Raw genomic sequence first — 17,642 nt, 5'->3', positions numbered from 1 at the left:
CCCTCCCATGTGGCGGAACGCTCAGCCCGCGGCCCGCGCCGGCGATTAGGCTCGCCTGCTGGGACGCAGACGGTAGGAGGGCGCATGACGAGCACCGATGGTCGGCAGAAGTGGCTGACCGTCGCCGAGGAGCTGGCCGCGGCGTTGCGGGTCGACGCGGCGGAGCGCGACCGGCTCGGTGCGGAGCCGTCGGCGGAGGTCGGGGCGTTGCGGCGGTCCGGGCTGCTCGGGGTCGGCGACTGGGCCACGCAGCAGGCCGTGACCAGGGTCGTCGGCGCGGCGGACGCCAACGTCGGCCACCTCCTCGGCTACCACTACCTCCAGGTCTGGCGCAGCGGCCTCTTCGACAACCCGAACTCCCGAACCGGCGCCGACCTCTCCGGTGCCGACCTCTTTTGGGCAGGGGTCAGCAACCCCCTGGACGCGGCCTTGGAGCTGCGGCCGGTCGACGGCGGGTACGAGGTCACGGGCCGCAAGACGTTCGCCACGGGCGCGTCGGTGGCCGACCGGCTGGTGGTCAGCGCCACCGACACCGAGACCGGCGACAAGATCACCTTCACGCTCGACGCCAAGGCCGACGGCATCACCTACGCCGGCGACTGGGACAACATCGGGCAACGCCTCACCGCCAGCGGCGGCGTGGTGTTCGACCACGTGCACGTGCCGGCCGACCAGGTCCTCGGCGCGCACGACGACAGCAGCCCGCGCCTGTCGCTGGCCGCCCTGGGCTTCCAGCTGGTGCTCGCCCAGCTGTACGTGGCGATGGCGGAGGGCGCGCTGGCCGAAGCCGCCCAGTACACCCGGACGACCACCCGCCCGTGGTTCCTCAGCGGTGTCGACACGGCCACCGCCGACCCCTACATCCTGGGCACGTACGGCGAGCTGGTCGCCGACGCGCAGGCCGCCGGCCTCCTCGCCGACCACGCCTCGGACCGGCTGGACCAGGCGTCCCGGCGGGGCGCCGACCTGACCCGGACCGAGCGCGCGGAGACCGCCGCCGCCATCTCGTCGGCCAAGGTCGTCGCCACCAAGGTCGCCAACCAGACCACGAGCCGGGTGTTCGAGCTGTGCGGCGCGCGGGCCACCGCCGCCGGCTACGCCTTCGACCGGTTCTGGCGCAACGCCCGCACCCTCACGCTGCACGACCCCGTGTCGTACAAGGCCCGCGAGGTCGGCGCGTACCACCTCACCGGCGAGCACGCGCCGTTCACCGGGTACAGCTGATGGAGCCGCTGCTCGCGCGCAGCGTGCGCCTCGACGACGACGGGGTGCACGTGCTGGACCGGCGCAACTTCCCGTTCGAGAAGACGTGGGTGCGCTGCGGCACGGTCGCCGAGGTCGCGAAGGCCATCGAGGACATGGTCACCCAGTCCTCCGGCCCGTACTTCGCCGCGCTGTGGGGCATGGTGCTGGCCGCCCGCGAGGCCCGCGGCCTGCCCCGGGACGAGGCGCGCGCCCACCTCGACCAGGCGGGCCGGCTCCTGGTCGCCACCCGCCGCACCAACAACCACCTGCGCAAGGCCGTGGCCGCCGTGCTGGCGGGCGTCGACGCGAACGACGACCTCGAAGCCGGCGCCCTCGAAGGCGCGAAGGCGGGGGACGAGCGCTACCGCAGCCGCAGCCGCAGCCTCGGCAGGCACACCGCCGAGCTGCTGCCGGACGAGGGCGCGGTGCTCACGCACTGCTGGGCCGACCTCTACCTGACCGAGACCGTCGCCACTGCCCAGAGCATGGGCAAGCGTTTGCGGTTCGTCTGCACGGAGACCCGTCCGTACCTCCAGGGCGCTCGCCTGACCGCGGAGACGCTGGGGGAGATGGGCGTCGACACGACCCTGATCACCGACGGCATGGGCGCGGCCGTGATGTCGACCGGCGACGTGGACGTGCTGCTGACCGCCGCCGACCGCGTCACGATGGACGGGCACGTGGTCAACAAGGTCGGCACGCTCGGCCTGGCGGTCGCCGCGCACGCGTTCGACGTGCCGTTCCTGGCCATGGTGCAGGCGCCGGACCGCCTGGCGCCCTCCGCCGCCGACGTGCCGATCGAGTACCGGCCGGGCGACGAGGTGCGGCACACCCTGGGCCGCCGCACGGCCACCGACCGGGCCCGGGGCCTGTACCCCGCCTTCGACGTCACCCCGCCGCGGTTCGTCACGAGGGTGGTGACCGACCGCGGTGCGTACGCTCCGGACGGTTTGGCCGATTACTACGTTGGGGACGTTCATGACTGAATGGGTCGTGCTGGACATCGAAGGCACGCTCAGCGCCACCGACCAGGTCCTGGTCACGCTGTACGACTACGCCCGGCCGCGGCTCGGGCCGTGGATCGACGCGCACGGCGACGACCCGGCCGTCGCGGAGGCGGTGGCGCAGGTCCGCGAGCTGTCCGGTGTGGACGGTGGCACGGACGAGCTGGTGCGCGTGCTGCACGGCTGGATGGACGCCGACCAGAAGGTCACGCCGCTGAAGACGTTGCAGGGCTTGATCTGGCAGCGCGGGTACGCCGAGGGCGACCTGGTGGCCGAGTTCTTCCCCGACGTGGTGCCCGCCCTGCGGCGGTGGCACGCCGAGGGCACCAAGCTGGCCGTGTTCTCCTCCGGTTCGGTCGCCGGCCAGGTGGCGTTCTTCGCGCACACCACGGACGGCGACCTCACGTCGTTGTTCGAGTTCCACTTCGACACCGTGAACGCCGGCCCGAAGCGCGAGGCCGGCTCCTACCTCAAGATCGCCTCCGTGCTCGGGTCGAGCGACATCACCTTCTACTCCGACGTTCCCGCCGAGCTGCACGCCGCCGCCGAGGCGGGCTGGCAGACGGTCGGCGTGGCGCGCCCCGGCGAGCCGTACGGCGACGCGGACTTCGGTCCACACCGGACGGTGGACGCCCTGTGACGCCGGGCGAGGCGCTGGCCGCCGAGTGCGCCCGGTACACCGCGATGGGCTGGATGCGCGGCACCTCGGGCAACCTCTCCGTGGTCGTGGACCGCGACCCGCTGCGGCTCGCGGTCACCGTCAGCGGCAAGGACAAGGGCGAGCTGACGCCGGACGACGTGGTGCTCGTCGACGCCGAGGGCCGCACGGACGACCCGGTGCGGGTGCCGTCGGCCGAGGCGGGCCTGCACGGGCGGATCGCGGCGGTGTCCGGCGCGGGCGCGGTGGTCCACGTGCACGCCCTGGCGCCGGTCGTCGCGGCCGAGCACTGGCCGGACGGCGTCGAGCTGCGCGACCTGGAGATGCTCAAGGGCTTCGGCCGCCAGGCGCACGAGTCCGTCGTCATCCCGGTGACGCCGAACAGCCAGGACATGCGGGTGCTCGGCGACGCGTTCGAGGCGGGCTTCCGCGCGGACGTGCCGGCCTTGATTGTCGCCCGTCACGGGGTGTACGTGTGGGGTGACGACCTCTACCAGGCGCGGCACCGGCTGGAGTGCTTGGAGTGGCTGTTGCGCTTCAAAGCCGAGACTCACAGGAGGTAGGCGCGATGACGTTGCTGACCGTGTGGTCGGACACCGACCCGGAGACCGCTCTGGTGCGCACCGCCGACCCCGCCGAGATCGCGGTGGAGCTGAAGCAGCTGGGCGTCCGCTACGAGCAGTGGCCGGTCGTACCGGGTGTGACCAGGGAGAACGCCCTGGAGGTGTACGCCGAGCAGGTCGCCCGCGTCACCGAGACCGAGGGCTACACCCTGGTCGACGCGATGGAGATGGCCCCGTCGGACGACCCGGAGTGGCTGGCGTCGGCCGGGCAGGCGCGGCTGAAGTTCCTGGCCGAGCACACCCACGACGACGACGAGGACCGGTTCTTCGCGCGCGGCTCCGGCGTGTTCTACCTGCACGTCAAGGAGCGCGTGTACGCGGTGCTGTGCGAGGCGGGCGACCTGCTGAGCGTGCCCGAGAACACCACCCACTGGTTCGACATGGGCACCCGGCCGGACTACGTGTCGATCCGGTTCTTCCACGACGACGACGGCTGGGTCGGCAACTTCACCGGCAGCGAGATCGCCGAGGCGTTCCCGACCTACGACGTGCTCATGGCGGGTCACCGAGCGAGCTGAGCTCGGCGGCGAGGTTGGCCTTGGCGCGGTCCTCCCACCGGTCACGCGCGTGCGGCGTGACGTAGAGCGGGTCGCGCCCGGCCAACGCGCGCAGGACCTCGCCCCGCCCGACCCGCCACGCGTCGTCCGGCACGTGCGCGTACTCGGCGCGCACGGCCGCGCGGTAGCGCTCGTAGGCGGCCGGGTCGGAGCCGAGGACGGCCAGGTCGGCGTCCAGGAGCAGGCACGTCAGCGGGTCGTCCGAGGCGTGCTCCGCGGTGGCCAGCACCAGCGCGGCCACCTCGTCGGCCGCCGGCAGCCCGGCGAGCCGGGCCCGGACCCACTCGGCGCTGCGCCGCTCGTCCTCGCCCGGCACGCCGTCGTAGACGACGTCGTGCGCGAGGGCGGCGAGCGTGAGCACGGCGCGCTCCCGTGCCGTGCGGTCGACGGCCAGCGCGTCCGCGTCACGGACGACGGCCAGCACGTGGTCGGCGTTGTGGTAGCCGCGGTGCGGCTCGGCGTACCGCTCGACGAGGTCCCCGGGCCCGTGCGCGCCGCCCAGCACCCGGACCGCCTCGTGCCACCGGACCTCCAGCTCACGCATGGGGCAACCTCACCGTGAAGGCCGCGCCGCCCTCGGGCGCGGGACCGGCCTCGATCGTGCCACCCAACCGGGTCACCAGACCGTGCACCAGGGCGAGCCCGACCCCGGTGCCGACCGGGCGGGACCGCTCGTACTTCGCGTGCAGCGCGCCCTTGCGGAACGCCACCCGGTAGTCCTCCTCGGACAGGCCCGGACCGCCGTCGCGCACCTGGAGCACGTCGTCCAGCGCCAGCACCACCGGCCGGCCGGCCGGCGTGAGGCGCAGCGCGTTCTCCAGCAGCCCGTCCAGCACCTGCCGCACCCGCCGCGCGTCCGTGGTCCGCACGGTCGGCCCCGGCGGCGCCGCCAGCCGGAACTCGACGCCCTTCGCCGCGCACCGCGCCCGCCACACCTCGGCGGCGGCCGTGACGACCTCGGTCAGGTCGACCCGGTCGAGGTCGACGCGGAAGTCGTCCGCGCCCAGCCTGGCCAGGTCCAGCAGGTCGGTGACCAGCCGGTCGAGCCGGTGCGCCTCCCGCGAGATGGTGCGGCCGACCGACCGCACCTCCGGCCCGGACACCACGCCGTCGGCCAGGGACTCGGCGAACCCGCTCACTGCGGTCAAGGGTGTGCGCAGCTCGTGCGAGACCGACAGCAGGAACTCCCGCTGCCTGGCCTCGCTGCGCGCCAACGCGTCGGCCAGGGCGTTCACCGCGCCCCCGACCTCGGCGACCTCCGCCGGTCCCCGCTCGGGCGCCCGCAGGTCACGCCGACCGCCGCTCATGGTGCGCGCGACCGCCGCCGTCCGGCGCAGCGGGCGCGCGACCAGCTTGCCCAGCAGCAACCCGGCCACCGCCGCCACCAGCAACCCGACGCCCAACGCGAACGCGATGTTGCGCAGCAGCTTGCGCCCCGGACCGTTGCCGACGCCGGTCTCCTGCACCAGCGCCACCCCGGGCCGCACCTCGACCAGCCGCGTCCCCGCGCTGCCCGACCCGACCCCCGCCTCGCGCACCGCCCGCACGGCCCGCGGCTCACCGGTCAACCCGCCGTCCGGGCCGATCAGCACCACGGCGATGCCCTGGCCGCGCAGCACCTCGACCACCCGCAGCCGCCCGGCCCGACCCACGTCGAGCTGCTCGGCCACCACGTCCGCCTGGTCGGCCAGCGCCTCCCGGCTCACCTCCCGGGCGGCGGTGAGCACCAGCCGCGCCGACACCAACCCCGCCACCACGACCGCCACCGCGGCCACGGCCAGGCACAACGCGGTGATCCGGAACGCCAGGCTCGTGCGCTTCACGACGCCTCGACCGAGTAGCCGACCCCGCGCACGGTCCTGATCGGGCTGCGGTCGCCCAGCTTCGCCCGCAACTGCGCCACGTGCACGTCCACCGTCCGCGTGCCCGCCGCCGCCGCGTAACCCCACACCGCGCTCAGCAGCTGCTCCCGCTCGAACACCCGCCCGGGGTGCCGCATCAGGTGCGCCAGCAGCTCGAACTCCGTCGAGGTCAACGCCACCTCCACCCCGCCCGCCCACACCCGCCGCCGGTCGCCGTCCAGCTTCACGTCACCGACCACGTGCACGGCGCTGACCCGCGGCGCTCCCCGGCGCAGCACGGTGCGCACCCGGGCCACCAGCTCGCGCGGGCTGAACGGCTTGGTCACGTAGTCGTCCGCGCCCAGCTCCAGCCCGAGCACCCGGTCCACCTCGTCGTCGCGCGCGGTCACGAACAGCACCGGGGTCCAGTCGCCCGCCGCCCGCAGCGCGCGGCACACCTCGACCCCGTCCAGCCCGGGCAGGCCGACGTCCAGCAGCACCGCCACCGGCCGCAGCCGCCGCACCGCCGCCAGCGCCGCGTGCCCGTCCGCCTCGACGTGCACCCCGAACCCGTCGCGCCGCAGGTAGAGGCAGATCAGGTCGGCGATGGCCCGTTCGTCCTCCACGACCAGCACGAGTCCCTGCACGCCGCGCATCGTGGCACGGCGAGGGCGGTGGTCGAGGTCGCGGAGCTGTTCGGGTTCGGTAAAGGTCACGGCCGGCGCAAGCCGCTCCTCCATCCGGTGAAACGCCACTACCCGTCGTTAACATCACCGATCCATAACGACAGGGCGGCAACCCGATTCATCTGAATGGGCTACCTCGATAGAGGGACAACCGGTGTAGTTCGATCCCCCGGTCACCCCACGACCCAGCGGAGCAGCAGCCATGCGCATCACCACCCGCCGCCTGTTCGGAGCAGCCGCGCTGCTCGCCCTGAGCGCCACCGGCCTGCTGGGCGGCACCGCCTCGGCCACCTCGGAGACCCCGCTTCCCGGCGACGCGCGCGCCGTCGTGGGCGAGCAGAAGAACGTCGACATCGGCCAGCCCGGCAACGCCTGCGAGGTCGTCGGCCTGCCCGGCGAGGAGATGACGATGCCCGCGGGCACCTTCACCGTCGAGGGCGTCGACATCGACATCACGGCCTACCCCGAGGGTTACGTGCTCACCGGCGTCGTGGTGAAGGGCGGCCCGGCCTACAACGTCTACACCGCCGCCAAGCTCGGCGACCTGGCGTGGGAAGACCTGCACCCGCCGCTCAACCCCAGCGGCGGCCCCGCCGGCATCAGCCACTGGTTCGTCTGCGCCGAGCAGGACGACACGGTCACCACGACCGAGTCCACCCCGGTGACCACCACGCCGTCCACCACGTCCTCCACCCCGGCGAGCACCACCGACGAGGTCGCCCCGACGACGACCACCGAGCCGGTCGCCGTCACGCCGACCAGCACCTCGACCCCGGTCGCCGTCGACGGCCCCGGCAACGACGACCTGGCCAACACGGGCTTCGACGGCGGCTGGATGCTGGTGGTCGGCCTCGCCCTGGTCGCCGCCGGCGCCGCCTTCGTCGCCTCCCCGAAGCTGCGCCACCTCCTGCGCCGCTGACCCCCCGTCACTCCTCATCCCCACCAGCGCCGACTCGCACCTCCGCGAGGTCGCGTCGACCGTTCGCGTCCTCATTCCCGACGATCACGCTTTTCGATCGTCGGGAATCAGGGCGGGAGCGGTCGACTTCCGGGCGACCTCGCCGCCGCCTGCGGAGCAGCGGCAATCCAAACCTGTGACCTGCGCTACCTCACTTGATCCAGCGGGCAGCCCAGCCGCGCCACCCGGAACAGCGCCGTCTACGATCCGATGAGCCGGCGGCGCCACCCGCAGGCTCAGCCAGTACCAGACAGTGCAGGAGGCACCGTGACGGCCGTAGCCCCGCAGCCGATCGCGACGCGGCCCTTCGGGACTCGCGACGCGGTCAAGGGTTCGTTCCTGCTGCGGATGTTCCGCACCACGGACCACAAGCAGATCGGGATCATGTACCTGGTCACGTCGTTCGCCTTCTTCATGGTGGGCGGCGCGATGGCCATGCTGATGCGGACCGAGCTGGCACGACCGGGCATGCAGTTCCTGTCCCAGGAGCAGTTCAACCAGCTGTTCACCATGCACGGCACGGTGATGCTGCTGCTGTACGCGACGCCCATCGTGTTCGGCTTCGCCAACTTCATCCTGCCGCTGCAGATCGGTTCGCCGGACGTCGCGTTCCCGCGGCTCAACGCGTTCTCGTACTGGCTGTACCTGTTCGGCGGCCTGATCGTGATGGCGGGCTTCCTGACGCCGGGTGGCGCGGCCGACTTCGGCTGGTTCGCCTACACCCCGCTGTCGAACGCCATCCACTCGCCCGGCGTCGGCGCCGACCTGTGGATCTCGGGCCTGGTTGTCGGTGGTCTCGGCACCATCCTCGGCGCGGTCAACATGATCACCACGGTGGTCTGCCTCCGGGCGCCCGGCATGACCATGTTCCGCATGCCGATCTTCACCTGGAACATCCTGGTGACGTCCGTGCTGGTGCTGCTGGCGTTCCCGATCCTGACCGCCGCGCTGCTGGGCCTGCTGGCCGACCGCCACCTGGGCGCGCACGTGTTCGACCCGGCCAACGGCGGCGTGATCCTCTGGCAGCACCTGTTCTGGTTCTTCGGCCACCCCGAGGTGTACATCGTCGCGCTGCCGTTCTTCGGCATCGTGTCGGAGATCTTCCCGGTGTTCAGCCGCAAGCCGATCTTCGGCTACAACGGCCTGGTCTACGCGACGCTGGGCATCGCGGCGCTGTCCGTGGCGGTGTGGGCGCACCACATGTACGCCACCGGCGCGGTGCTGCTGCCGTTCTTCGCGTTCATGACGTTCCTGATCGCGGTGCCGACCGGCATCAAGTTCTTCAACTGGATCGGCACGATGTGGAAGGGGCAGCTGACGTTCGAGACCCCGATGCTGTTCAGCATCGGTTTCATCGTCACCTTCCTCTTCGGTGGTCTGTCCGGCATCCTGCTGGCCGCGCCGGCGATCGACTTCCACGTGTCGGACACGTACTTCGTCGTGGCGCACTTCCACTACGTGCTGTACGGCACGATCGTGTTCGCCACCTTCGCGGGCATCTACTTCTGGTTCCCGAAGATCACCGGCCGGATGATGGACGAGCCGCTGGGCAAGCTCCACTTCTGGACCACGTTCCTCGGCTTCCACGCCACGTTCCTGGTGCAGCACTGGCTGGGCAACGAGGGCATGCCGCGCCGGTACGCGGACTACCTGCCCAGCGACGGCTTCACCACGCTGAACACGATCTCCACGATCGGCGCGTACATCCTGGGCGCGTCCACGCTGCCGTTCATCTGGAACGTCTTCAAGTCCTACCGGTACGGCGAGACCGTGAAGGTGGACGACCCGTGGGGCTTCGGCAACTCGCTGGAGTGGGCGACCTCGTGCCCGCCGCCGCGGCACAACTTCACCGAGCTGCCGCGCATCCGCTCGGCGCGCCCCGCGTTCGAGCTGCACTACCCGCACATGATCGAGCGGCTGCACAGCGAGGCGCACGTGACGTTCACCGGCAAGGCCATCGCGCACGAGGACGCGAAGCCCGCGCCGTCCGAGGTGGCCGCCGCCGCTGTGCAATCGGGCACAGCCTCGGAGCACACCGAGGGCGACCACAAGTGACGCTTGTAACCTGAGCACAGGTTCAACGGCGAGCCCCGACGATCGGCGTCCGAATCCCTCGGCCGCGGACGTCGGGGCTCGTCGCTGTCTGGCATAGGAGCCATCAGTGACCAAGCCCAGCGCCACGCCCGTCCTGATCACGGTCACCGGACCGGACAAGCCGGGGGTCTCCTCCGTGCTCTTCGCGGTGTTGACCAGGCACGGCGTGGAAATCCTCGACGTCGAGCAGGTCGTCATCCGCGGTCGGTTGGTGCTCGGCGTGCTCGTGTCCGCCGACCGCGACCCGGAGGGGTTGCAGGAGGCCGTCGAGCAGGCCATGGCGACGGTGTCCATGCTCGTCGAGGTGGAGATCGGCGCGGACTCGAAGCGGACCGCGCGGCTGGAGTCCAGCCACGTGCTGATCCTGCTCGGCCGCCCGGTCACGGCCCGCGCGTTCACCGAGGTGGCGCGCCGGCTGGCGGCGCTCGGCGTGAACATCGACGCGATGCGGGGTGTGGCCGACTACCCCGTCACCGGCCTCGAGCTGCGGGTGTCCGTGGCCGACGACACGCCGGAGAGCGACGCGCAGCTGCGGTCGGCGCTGGCCGAGGTGGCGGTGCGCGGCGGGCTGGACATCGCGGTGGAGCGGGCCGGGTTGACCCGGCGGGCCAAGCGGCTGGTGGTGTTCGACGTCGACTCCACGCTCATCCAGGGCGAGGTGATCGAGATGCTGGCCGCGCACGTCGGGGTGGAGCCGCAGGTCAAGGAGATCACCGACGCGGCGATGCGCGGCGAGCTGGACTTCACCGAGTCGCTGCGGCGGCGGGTGGCGCTGCTGGAGGGCCTGGACGAGTCCGTGCTGGACGAGGTGGCCGGGTCGTTGGAGCTGACGCCGGGCGCGCGGACGACGGTGCGGACGTTGAAGCGGCTCGGGTTCCGCTGCGGTGTGGTGTCCGGCGGTTTCACGCGCGTGATCCAGCGGCTGGTCGACGACCTGGGCCTGGACTTCTGCGCGGCCAACGAGCTGGAGATCGTGGACGGCAAGCTGACCGGCCGGGTCCTCGGCGAGGTGGTCGACCGGGCGGGCAAGGCGGTGGCGCTGCGGCGGTTCGCCGACCAGCAGGGCATCACGCTGGCGCAGACCGTGGCCGTCGGTGACGGCGCGAACGACATCGACATGCTCGGCGCGGCCGGTCTGGGCATCGCGTTCAACGCCAAGCCCGCGTTGCGCGAGGTGGCGGACACGGCGCTGTCGCACCCGTTCCTGGACGCGGTGCTGTTCGTCCTCGGCGTGACGCGTGCGGAGGTGGAGGCCGCGGACGCGGCGGACGGTCTGGAGCTGAACCGGCTGTGAACCCGATCCTGCGGATGCTGGTGGACCGGCACTGGTCGACCGACGAGGAAGACCCGGCGTCGGTCCGGGCGATGCCGGTGGTGCTGCGGATCGAGCGGTCCGCGCCGCCGTCGCGGACGGACGTGCTGGAGGCCGCGGCGGCCGCCGCCATCGCGGTGTGCCTGGACGACCGCGCGCTGCCGGGCGGCGAGTGGCACGACGACCTGGTGGCGTGGGTGCGCGGCCGGATCCGGAAGGTGTCGCGGCGGGCCCGGGGCGCGCACTGGGAGGCCGTGCAGGCGTTGCCGGGTGTGACGGTCACGGTCGGTGGCGCGTCGGTGCGGGCGTTCGTGCCGAGCCGGGTGGTGGACCTGCCCAAGGAGCTGAGCCGGCTGCAGATCTCGGGCAGCGAGCTGCCGCCCGACGAGCCGGGCCCGGTGCCCCCCGGCGCGGTCGAGCTCTGGCTGAACCCGCGCGTGGAGATGACGGCGGGCAAGGCGGCGGCGCAGGTGGGGCACGCGTCGATGCTGGTCGCGCCGCACCTGTCCGACGCCGAGCTGAAGGAGTGGGCCGGGCTGGACTACCGGTGCGCCGTGCGGACGCCGTCGGCGGCCGACTGGGACGCGCTGGTGGCGAGGCCGGACGTCGTGCTCGTGCGGGACGCCGGGTACACCGAGGTGGCGCCCGGAACCGCCACGGTGGCCGTGCACCGAAGTTTCGTTTGACCGGTTTGCGGTAACCATCCCCGGCGTGGGCCTGTTGGACGTGTTGGACGCCAAGCTCGGTGACGGGCTGGAGAGCTTGCTGTGCGCGCACCACGCGAGACGGTTGCGCAAGCTGGGGTGGGGGTCGGCCTTCGGCTCGGAGGCCGGCTGGTGGACGCCGCGGCGGCCGGTGCGGACCGGCAACCGGGTCGACGTGCTGGTGGACGGGCACGAGGTGCTGCCCGCCATCGCGTCGGCGATCTCGTCGGCGCGCAAGTCCGTCCACCTGGCCGGGTGGTGCGCCAGCCCGGACTTCCGGCTGACCCGCGAACCGGGTTCGCCGACGTTGCGCGAGCTGCTGGCGTCGGCCTCGTCCCGGGTGCCGGTGCGCGTGCTGCTGTGGGCGGGGCCGCCGGTGCCGATGTTCGAACCGACCCGCAAGCGGGTGCTGGCGGCGCAGCGCGAGTTCACCCGCGACAGCGCCGTGCGGTGCGAGATCGACGCGCGGGAGCGGACGCTGCACTGCCACCACGAGAAGATCGTCGTGGTGGACGACGAGGTGGCGTTCGTCGGCGGCATGGACCTGACCGCGGTGGAGGGCGACCGGCACGACAGCGCCGAGCACCCGCCCCGCGAACCGCTGGGCTGGCACGACATCGGGACGCGCCTGCGCGGGCCGATCGTCGCGGACGCGGCCGAGCACTTCCGCCTGCGCTGGCAGGAGATCTCCGGCGAGCAGCTGCCCCCGGCGATCCCGCCCGCGCCCGCCGGCTCGTCCTCCGCGCAGCTGGTGCGCACGATCCCGGAGCGCACCTACGACTTCGCGCCCCGCGGCGAGTTCAGCCTGCTCGACTCCTACCTGCGCGCGTTGCGCTCGGCGACGAGCCTGGTCTACCTCGAGAACCAGTTCCTCTGGTCGCCCGAGGTCACCGAGGTCCTGATCGACAAGCTCCGCAACCCGCCGAGCCCCGACTTCCGCACCGTCCTGGTGCTGCCGCGCAAGCCGAGCAACGGCGCGGACACCACCCGCGGCCAGCTGGGACGCCTGCTGGACGCCGACGACGGCAACCACCGGCTGGTCGCCGCCACGTTGTCCTCGCACGACGGCGCGACGTCGTCGTCGGTCTACGTGCACGCCAAGCTCGCCCTCGTGGACGACCGCTGGTTGAGCATCGGCTCGGCCAACCTGAACGAGCACTCGCTGTTCAACGACACCGAGGTCAACGTCGTGACCGACGACCCGGAGGTGGCCCGGGACGCCCGCCTGCGCCTGTGGTCCGAGCACCTCCAGCGCCCGCTGGCCGAGGTCGCCGGTCCGGCCCACGAGGTCGTGGACCGCCTCTGGCGCCCCACCCTGGCCGCCGAGGGCAAACACCGCCTGACCGCCCTCCCGGGCGTCTCCCGCCGCGCCGGTCGCCTCCAAGGCCCCCTCCGCGGCCTCCTCGTCGACGGCTGACCCTCGAGAGTCCTACCTCCAACCCGCGCGTGTCCTACGTTCAGAACGCGCGTGTCCTACGTTCAGGACATGCGTGTCCTACGTTCGGAACACCCGAGTTGAACGCTCAGCACCCGCCAGACGAGGGAACGGCCGTCAGTTGTTGGCCGCGTCGAGCCGCTTGAGCGCCGCCCGCACGACCTCCGGGTCGTACGTCGTCCAGAACGGCGGCAGCGAGGCACGCAGGAACCCGCCGTAACGGGCCGTCGCCAACCGCGGGTCGAGCACGGCGACCACGCCCTTGTCGTTCATCGAACGCAGCAGCCGCCCCGCGCCCTGGGCCAGCAGCAGCGCGGCGTGGGTCGCCGCCACGGTGAGGAAGCCGTTGCCGCCGCGCGACTCCACGGCCTTCTGCCGCGCCGACGCCAACGGGTCGTCCGGCCGCGGGAACGGGATGCGGTCCATCACCACCAGCGACAGCGCCGGCCCCGGCACGTCCACGCCCTGCCACAACGACAAAGTGCCGAACAGGCACGTCTGCGCGTCCTCGGCGAACCGCTTCACCAACTGCCCGGTGGCGTCGTCGCCCTGGCACAGCACCGGGTAGTCCACCTTGTCCCGCAACGCCTCCGCCGCCGCCTTCGCCGCACGCATCGACGAGAACAGCCCCAACGTGCGCCCGCCGGCCGCGTTGACCAAACTCTCGATCTCGTCCACATAGGACGGTGGCAGCCCGTCGCGTCCCGGCGGCGGCAGGTGCCGCGCCACGTACAGGATCCCGCTGCTGCCGTGCTCGAACGGCGAGCCGACGTCCAGCCCGCTCCACCGCGGCGCGCCCAGGTCCGACGGCGGCTCCTTGTCCGTCGCCGTCCCCTCCGCCTTGCGGGCGCCCGACGCCGCCGGCAGCCCCCACTGCCGCGCCAACGTGTCGAACGTGCCGCCCAACGTCAACGTCGCCGAGGTCAGGACCGTGGTCCGCTTCCCGAACAGCCGCTCCCGCAGCAACCCGCCGACACCGAGCGGCGCGACCCGCAACGACGGCGCCTTGTTGCGGTCGGCGAAGTCACCCGACACCCAGACCACGTCGTGGTCCTCGTCGAACGCCCCCAGGATCCGGGTGGCGCAGTCGTGCACGTCGTCCAGCAGCGACATCGCCAGCTTGCGCGACGTCGCGCCGTCCACGTCCTCCTTGCGCTCCGGCCCCAGCGACGTGATGCACGCGTGCGCCGCGTCCTTGGTCGCCCGCAGCGCGCCCGCCAACGCCTGCGGCAGGCTGTCCAGCCGACCGGCCGGCATCTCCTCCAGGATCATCGCCAGGCCGTCGCTCGCCTCGGCCATCCGGTCGGCCACGGTCTGGTCGATCAGCCGCCCGCAGCGCCGCGCGGCCGTGGCGACCAGGGACGCGCTCAGCTCTTCCGTCGCCACCGACGTGACCCGGTCCACCAGGTCGTGCGCCTCGTCGATCACCACCACGTCGTGGTCGGGCAGGACCTGGTAGCCCTCCAGCGCGTCCACGGCGAGCATCGCGTGGTTGGTCACCACGACGTCCGCCTTGCCCGCCTCGGCCCGTGCCTTCTCCGCGAAGCAGTCCACGCCGATCGGGCACTTGTTCACGCCGAGGCACTCCCGAGCGGTCACGGAGACCTGGCGCCACGCCTGGTCCGTGACGCCGGGCACGAGCTCGTCGCGGTCACCGGTCTCGGTGTCGGACGACCACTCGTGCAGGCGCTTGATCTCGCGGCCCATCTTGGACACCGCGAACGGGTCGAACAGGCCCGCGTCCTCCGGCTCGTCCGGCGCACCGGTGTGCAGGCGGTGCATGCACAGGTAGTTGCGGCGGCCCTTGAGGATGGCGAACCGCGGCTCGCGCCCCAGCTCCTTGCGCAACGCCTTGGCCAGCCGGGGCAGGTCGCGGTCCACGAGCTGGCGTTGCAGCGCGATGGTGGCGGTGGAGATGACGACGGTCGTCTCCTCGGCCACGGCGTGCCGCAGCGCGGGCACCAGGTAGGCGAGCGACTTGCCCGTGCCGGTGCCCGCTTGGACGGCGAGGTGCTCGCCGGTCCGGATCGACCGCTCGACGGCCTCGGCCATGTCGACCTGGCCCTGGCGTTCGGCTCCGCCCACCGCCTCCACGGCGACGGCGAGCAACGTCCTGGTGTCGGGGATGGCGGTGGTGGCGGGCACGGCGAAGACCGTACCCGCCCACCCCGTCACCGGGGGTCGGACACCCCAACCCGTCCTGAGCGTTGAACTCGGGTGTTCCGAACGTAGGACTCACGCGTTCCGAACGTTGGACTCACGCGTTCTGAACGTTGGACACGCGCGAGGTCACTTGCGGTTGAGCAGGGCCCAGGTCGCGGGCAGGAGACCGGCCGCCAGGGCGATCTTCAGCGCGTCGCCCACCAGGAACGGCGTCACGCCCAGCTGCAGCGCCTTGCCGAAGCCCACGCCCGCCGCGGCCATCAGCCACGGCACGCCGCACGCGTAGATCACCAGGTTGCCCACCGCCATCGTGCCGACGGTCCGCAACGGCGTGCGGTCACCGCCGCGCGCCGCCAGGTGGCCGACCAGCGCGCCCGCGAACACGAACCCGACCACGTACCCGAGCGACGCGGGCGTGCCCGACGAGGCGCCCTGGAACCACGGCACACCGGCCACGCCGGCGATCAGGTAGAGCACCATCGACGCGCCACCGCGCTGCCACCCGAGCGCCGCGCCCACGAGCAGGGCGGCGAACGTCTGGCCGGTCAGCGGCACGGGGCTGCCCGGCACCGGCAGCGCGACCTGGGCGGCCAGGCCGGTCAACCCGGCGCCCGCGACGACCAGGGCGATGTCACGCGCGAGAGCGCCCGGGACCAGGTCGGCGAGCACCGCGCGACGGCCGGGAACGGCGAGGACGGACACTTGGGACCTCCCAGAGGATCGACTTCTCGGGCAGGTTAACCGGCGATCTCTGGTTCGGTCTTCGTCGAAGCTCTACAAAGTCGGGCATCTCACGCGTGACGGGCCGACGCGTCAGTGGTCCAGCGCCACGTCCGCGGCGATCCGCTCGGTGTTGCCGCACGTCTCCGCCCACCTGTCGCGCCCGCGTGCCGGCCGGGCCACCGCCGGCCACGACGCCAGGCAGCACGCGCTGGCGTAGATCGCGTAGAGGAACCCGTAGCCGATCGCCCGCGCGAGACCGGTCGTGGGCGCGCACCGCGCCCGGTACACCGGCCCCCACAGCACGAACGGCAGCAGGCCGAGCATCCCGTACACCGCGAACGAGGTCCACGCGCCGTCGACCAACCACGCCCACACCTCACCCGGCGCGTGCGCCGCGCGCTGACCCAGCACCAGCAACGGCACGGGGTAGACGAGCGTGGCGAGCAGCCGTGACCACGGCTGGACCAGGGAGCACGTCAGCTTCGCCGCGCCCGACGCGGACAGGTGCGGTGAGGCCCAGATCCGCCGCACGTGCCGCAGGCCCCGCATCGTCCCGTGCCCCGTCCGGGCGCGCTGCGCGAGCAACCGCCGCAGGCTGTGGAGCCCTTCCTGGTGCACGTGGGTGTCCGTGGTGAACCCGGTGCGCCACCCCGCCGTCAAGAGGCGCACGCCCAGCTCGGGGTCCTCCGGCGACGACCCCCGCCACGGCCGCCCGGCCGGTCCCGCGACGGAGTCCAGCGCCGACAGCCGGGCGAACCGGCCGTCGCCGTCCGGGGAGGTCGTGCCGCGCGACAGCCGGATCGCCGCGACCGCGGTCCGGAGCTCCAGGTCCTGCACCCGCACCAGCAGGCCGCCGAGGACGCCGCGCCACCTCGGCCCGCCCGCCTGCCGCACGCCCGCGTTCGCCACCCGCACGTCGACCTGCACCGCGCCGACGCCGGGGTCGCCGAACAGGTGCTCCGCCGCGCACACGTCGAGGCAGTCGCGGGCGGGCCGGCCGCCGGCGTCCACCACCACCGCCACCGCGCGGTCGGCGTCGGCGTGCCGCCCCATCCACAGCTTCACGGTCCGGTAGGCGTCGTTGAGCGCGTCGCCCTTGCCGGTGCGCGCGTGCGGCCGGCGCCGTCGCACGAGGTGGACGTGCGGGTCGTCCCGGAAGCCGTGCACGACGTCCACCGTGCCGTCGTCGGAGTCGTCGTCTATGACCCACACGTGGGCGTCGGGGAACGCCTCGCGCAGGTACCGCACCGTGCCGCCGACGACGGCTCCCTCGTCCCGGCACGGCAGCAGGAAGTGCCACTCGAAATCGGCGGCCCGCCCGTGCGGCCGGGGCCGGTGCCGCAGGTAGGGCAGGACGACCAGGACCAGGTACGCCGCGAACGCGACGCCCATCGTCGACGTCAGCGCCCGGGTGATCCCCAGCAGCACGTCGAAGTCCGCGACGGGGGTCATCGCCGGGTCGCCGACCACGTGAGCGCCACGGGTGCGGCGGCGCGGCCGGCAGCCGCCATGAGCGTGCCGACGACCACCCGGTCGAGGTGTTCGGTGCGGGGTAAGGCAAACGCCACTGACGGAGTCCTTTCCCTCGATTGGGGATCGCCTGATAGGGCTGCTTGGTGGTCATCGGATCTGCGTACGG

Annotated in this window: 16 protein-coding genes; 10 read left to right on the top strand and 6 right to left on the bottom strand. The window is 72.7% G+C overall.

Annotated features, from left to right (window positions below):
* Window positions 1–84: 84 nt before the first annotated feature.
* From EDD40_RS17230 to EDD40_RS17210, 5 genes are read left to right on the top strand one after another with little or no spacing between them, the layout of a single operon-like run.
* A complete protein-coding gene (locus EDD40_RS17230) occupies window positions 85–1,224 on the top strand; it encodes an acyl-CoA dehydrogenase family protein (protein ID WP_123743827.1) in 1,140 nt (379 codons plus the stop codon).
* Window positions 1,224–2,231, top strand: a complete 1,008-nt coding sequence (locus tag EDD40_RS17225; protein ID WP_123743826.1) for a s-methyl-5-thioribose-1-phosphate isomerase — start codon at window positions 1,224–1,226, stop codon at window positions 2,229–2,231. Before EDD40_RS17230 ends, EDD40_RS17225 begins: the two co-directional genes overlap by 1 nt.
* Window positions 2,224–2,889, top strand: a complete 666-nt coding sequence (gene mtnC, locus EDD40_RS17220) for an acireductone synthase (RefSeq protein WP_123743825.1) — start codon at window positions 2,224–2,226, stop codon at window positions 2,887–2,889. The genes EDD40_RS17225 and mtnC overlap by 8 nt, the downstream gene beginning before the upstream one ends.
* A complete protein-coding gene (gene mtnB / locus EDD40_RS17215; protein ID WP_123743824.1) occupies window positions 2,886–3,470 on the top strand; it encodes a methylthioribulose 1-phosphate dehydratase in 585 nt (194 codons plus the stop codon). Before mtnC ends, mtnB begins: the two co-directional genes overlap by 4 nt.
* A 5-nt stretch (window positions 3,471–3,475) precedes the next feature.
* Window positions 3,476–4,048 carry a 1,2-dihydroxy-3-keto-5-methylthiopentene dioxygenase gene (locus EDD40_RS17210; RefSeq protein WP_123743823.1) on the top strand — a complete coding sequence of 191 codons (573 nt, stop codon included), beginning with the start codon at window positions 3,476–3,478 and terminating at the stop codon, window positions 4,046–4,048.
* On the opposite strand, the gene EDD40_RS17205 is transcribed toward EDD40_RS17210, so the two are convergent.
* The 3 genes from EDD40_RS17205 to EDD40_RS17195 are packed head-to-tail and all read right to left on the bottom strand — an operon-like array spanning window position 4,023 to window position 6,584.
* Complete coding sequence (locus EDD40_RS17205; RefSeq protein WP_123743822.1) at window positions 4,023–4,631, bottom strand: HD domain-containing protein; 609 nt, start codon at window positions 4,629–4,631, stop codon at window positions 4,023–4,025. The genes EDD40_RS17210 and EDD40_RS17205 overlap by 26 nt on opposite strands.
* Complete coding sequence (locus tag EDD40_RS17200; RefSeq protein WP_123743821.1) at window positions 4,624–5,910, bottom strand: HAMP domain-containing sensor histidine kinase; 1,287 nt, start codon at window positions 5,908–5,910, stop codon at window positions 4,624–4,626. The genes EDD40_RS17205 and EDD40_RS17200 overlap by 8 nt, the downstream gene beginning before the upstream one ends.
* Window positions 5,907–6,584 (bottom strand): response regulator, encoded by a 678-nt coding sequence (locus tag EDD40_RS17195; RefSeq protein WP_123743820.1) that lies wholly within the window; start codon window positions 6,582–6,584, stop codon window positions 5,907–5,909. The genes EDD40_RS17200 and EDD40_RS17195 overlap by 4 nt, the downstream gene beginning before the upstream one ends.
* 232 nt (window positions 6,585–6,816) lie before the next feature.
* Here EDD40_RS17195 and EDD40_RS17190 point away from each other — a divergent pair, with 232 nt between their 5' ends.
* The 5 genes from EDD40_RS17190 (at window position 6,817) to EDD40_RS17170 (ending at window position 13,099) form a co-directional block, all read left to right on the top strand.
* Window positions 6,817–7,533, top strand: a complete 717-nt coding sequence (locus tag EDD40_RS17190; RefSeq protein ID WP_123743819.1) for a hypothetical protein — start codon at window positions 6,817–6,819, stop codon at window positions 7,531–7,533.
* Between the two features lie 306 nt (window positions 7,534–7,839).
* Window positions 7,840–9,627 (top strand): aa3-type cytochrome oxidase subunit I, encoded by a 1,788-nt coding sequence (gene ctaD / locus EDD40_RS17185; RefSeq protein ID WP_123743818.1) that lies wholly within the window; start codon window positions 7,840–7,842, stop codon window positions 9,625–9,627.
* A gap of 106 nt (window positions 9,628–9,733) precedes the next feature.
* Window positions 9,734–10,960 carry a phosphoserine phosphatase SerB gene (serB, locus tag EDD40_RS17180; protein WP_123743817.1) on the top strand — a complete coding sequence of 409 codons (1,227 nt, stop codon included), beginning with the start codon at window positions 9,734–9,736 and terminating at the stop codon, window positions 10,958–10,960.
* A gap of 14 nt (window positions 10,961–10,974) precedes the next feature.
* Window positions 10,975–11,664 (top strand): peptidyl-tRNA hydrolase, encoded by a 690-nt coding sequence (locus EDD40_RS17175; RefSeq protein WP_123748084.1) that lies wholly within the window; start codon window positions 10,975–10,977, stop codon window positions 11,662–11,664.
* Between the two features lie 25 nt (window positions 11,665–11,689).
* A complete protein-coding gene (locus tag EDD40_RS17170; RefSeq protein WP_123743816.1) occupies window positions 11,690–13,099 on the top strand; it encodes a phospholipase D-like domain-containing protein in 1,410 nt (469 codons plus the stop codon).
* Window positions 13,100–13,234: 135 nt separating this feature from the next.
* Here EDD40_RS17170 and EDD40_RS17165 read toward each other — a convergent pair whose 3' ends face one another.
* The 3 genes from EDD40_RS17165 to EDD40_RS17155 all read right to left on the bottom strand — a co-directional run bounded on the left by EDD40_RS17165 (window position 13,235) and on the right by EDD40_RS17155 (window position 17,455).
* Complete coding sequence (locus EDD40_RS17165) at window positions 13,235–15,262, bottom strand: ATP-dependent DNA helicase (protein WP_123748083.1); 2,028 nt, start codon at window positions 15,260–15,262, stop codon at window positions 13,235–13,237.
* A 144-nt stretch (window positions 15,263–15,406) separates the two neighbouring features.
* Complete coding sequence (locus EDD40_RS17160) at window positions 15,407–15,982, bottom strand: biotin transporter BioY (RefSeq protein ID WP_123743815.1); 576 nt, start codon at window positions 15,980–15,982, stop codon at window positions 15,407–15,409.
* A 111-nt stretch (window positions 15,983–16,093) separates the two neighbouring features.
* Window positions 16,094–17,455, bottom strand: coding sequence for an XrtP-associated glycosyltransferase (locus EDD40_RS17155; RefSeq protein WP_246037705.1), 1,362 nt, complete (start codon window positions 17,453–17,455; stop codon window positions 16,094–16,096).
* Window positions 17,456–17,642 lie beyond the last annotated feature (187 nt).

Origin of the sequence: Saccharothrix texasensis, from assembly GCF_003752005.1 — a bacterium.
Classification (GTDB): domain Bacteria; phylum Actinomycetota; class Actinomycetes; order Mycobacteriales; family Pseudonocardiaceae; genus Actinosynnema; species Actinosynnema texasense.
This window is presented reverse-complemented; position numbering and strand designations above follow the sequence as displayed.

Coding starts and splice junctions, on each gene's coding strand:
- EDD40_RS17205 (WP_123743822.1), bottom strand. CDS start 4,631: ATGCGTGAGCTGGAGGTCCGGTGGCACGAGGCGGTCCGGGTGCTGGGC.
- EDD40_RS17190 (WP_123743819.1), top strand. CDS start 6,817: ATGCGCATCACCACCCGCCGCCTGTTCGGAGCAGCCGCGCTGCTCGCC.
- EDD40_RS17225 (WP_123743826.1), top strand. CDS start 1,224: ATGGAGCCGCTGCTCGCGCGCAGCGTGCGCCTCGACGACGACGGGGTG.
- EDD40_RS17175 (WP_123748084.1), top strand. CDS start 10,975: ATGCTGGTGGACCGGCACTGGTCGACCGACGAGGAAGACCCGGCGTCG.
- EDD40_RS17230 (WP_123743827.1), top strand. CDS start 85: ATGACGAGCACCGATGGTCGGCAGAAGTGGCTGACCGTCGCCGAGGAG.
- EDD40_RS17210 (WP_123743823.1), top strand. CDS start 3,476: ATGACGTTGCTGACCGTGTGGTCGGACACCGACCCGGAGACCGCTCTG.
- EDD40_RS17155 (WP_246037705.1), bottom strand. CDS start 17,455: ATGACCCCCGTCGCGGACTTCGACGTGCTGCTGGGGATCACCCGGGCG.
- EDD40_RS17195 (WP_123743820.1), bottom strand. CDS start 6,584: ATGCGCGGCGTGCAGGGACTCGTGCTGGTCGTGGAGGACGAACGGGCC.
- mtnC (WP_123743825.1), top strand. CDS start 2,224: ATGACTGAATGGGTCGTGCTGGACATCGAAGGCACGCTCAGCGCCACC.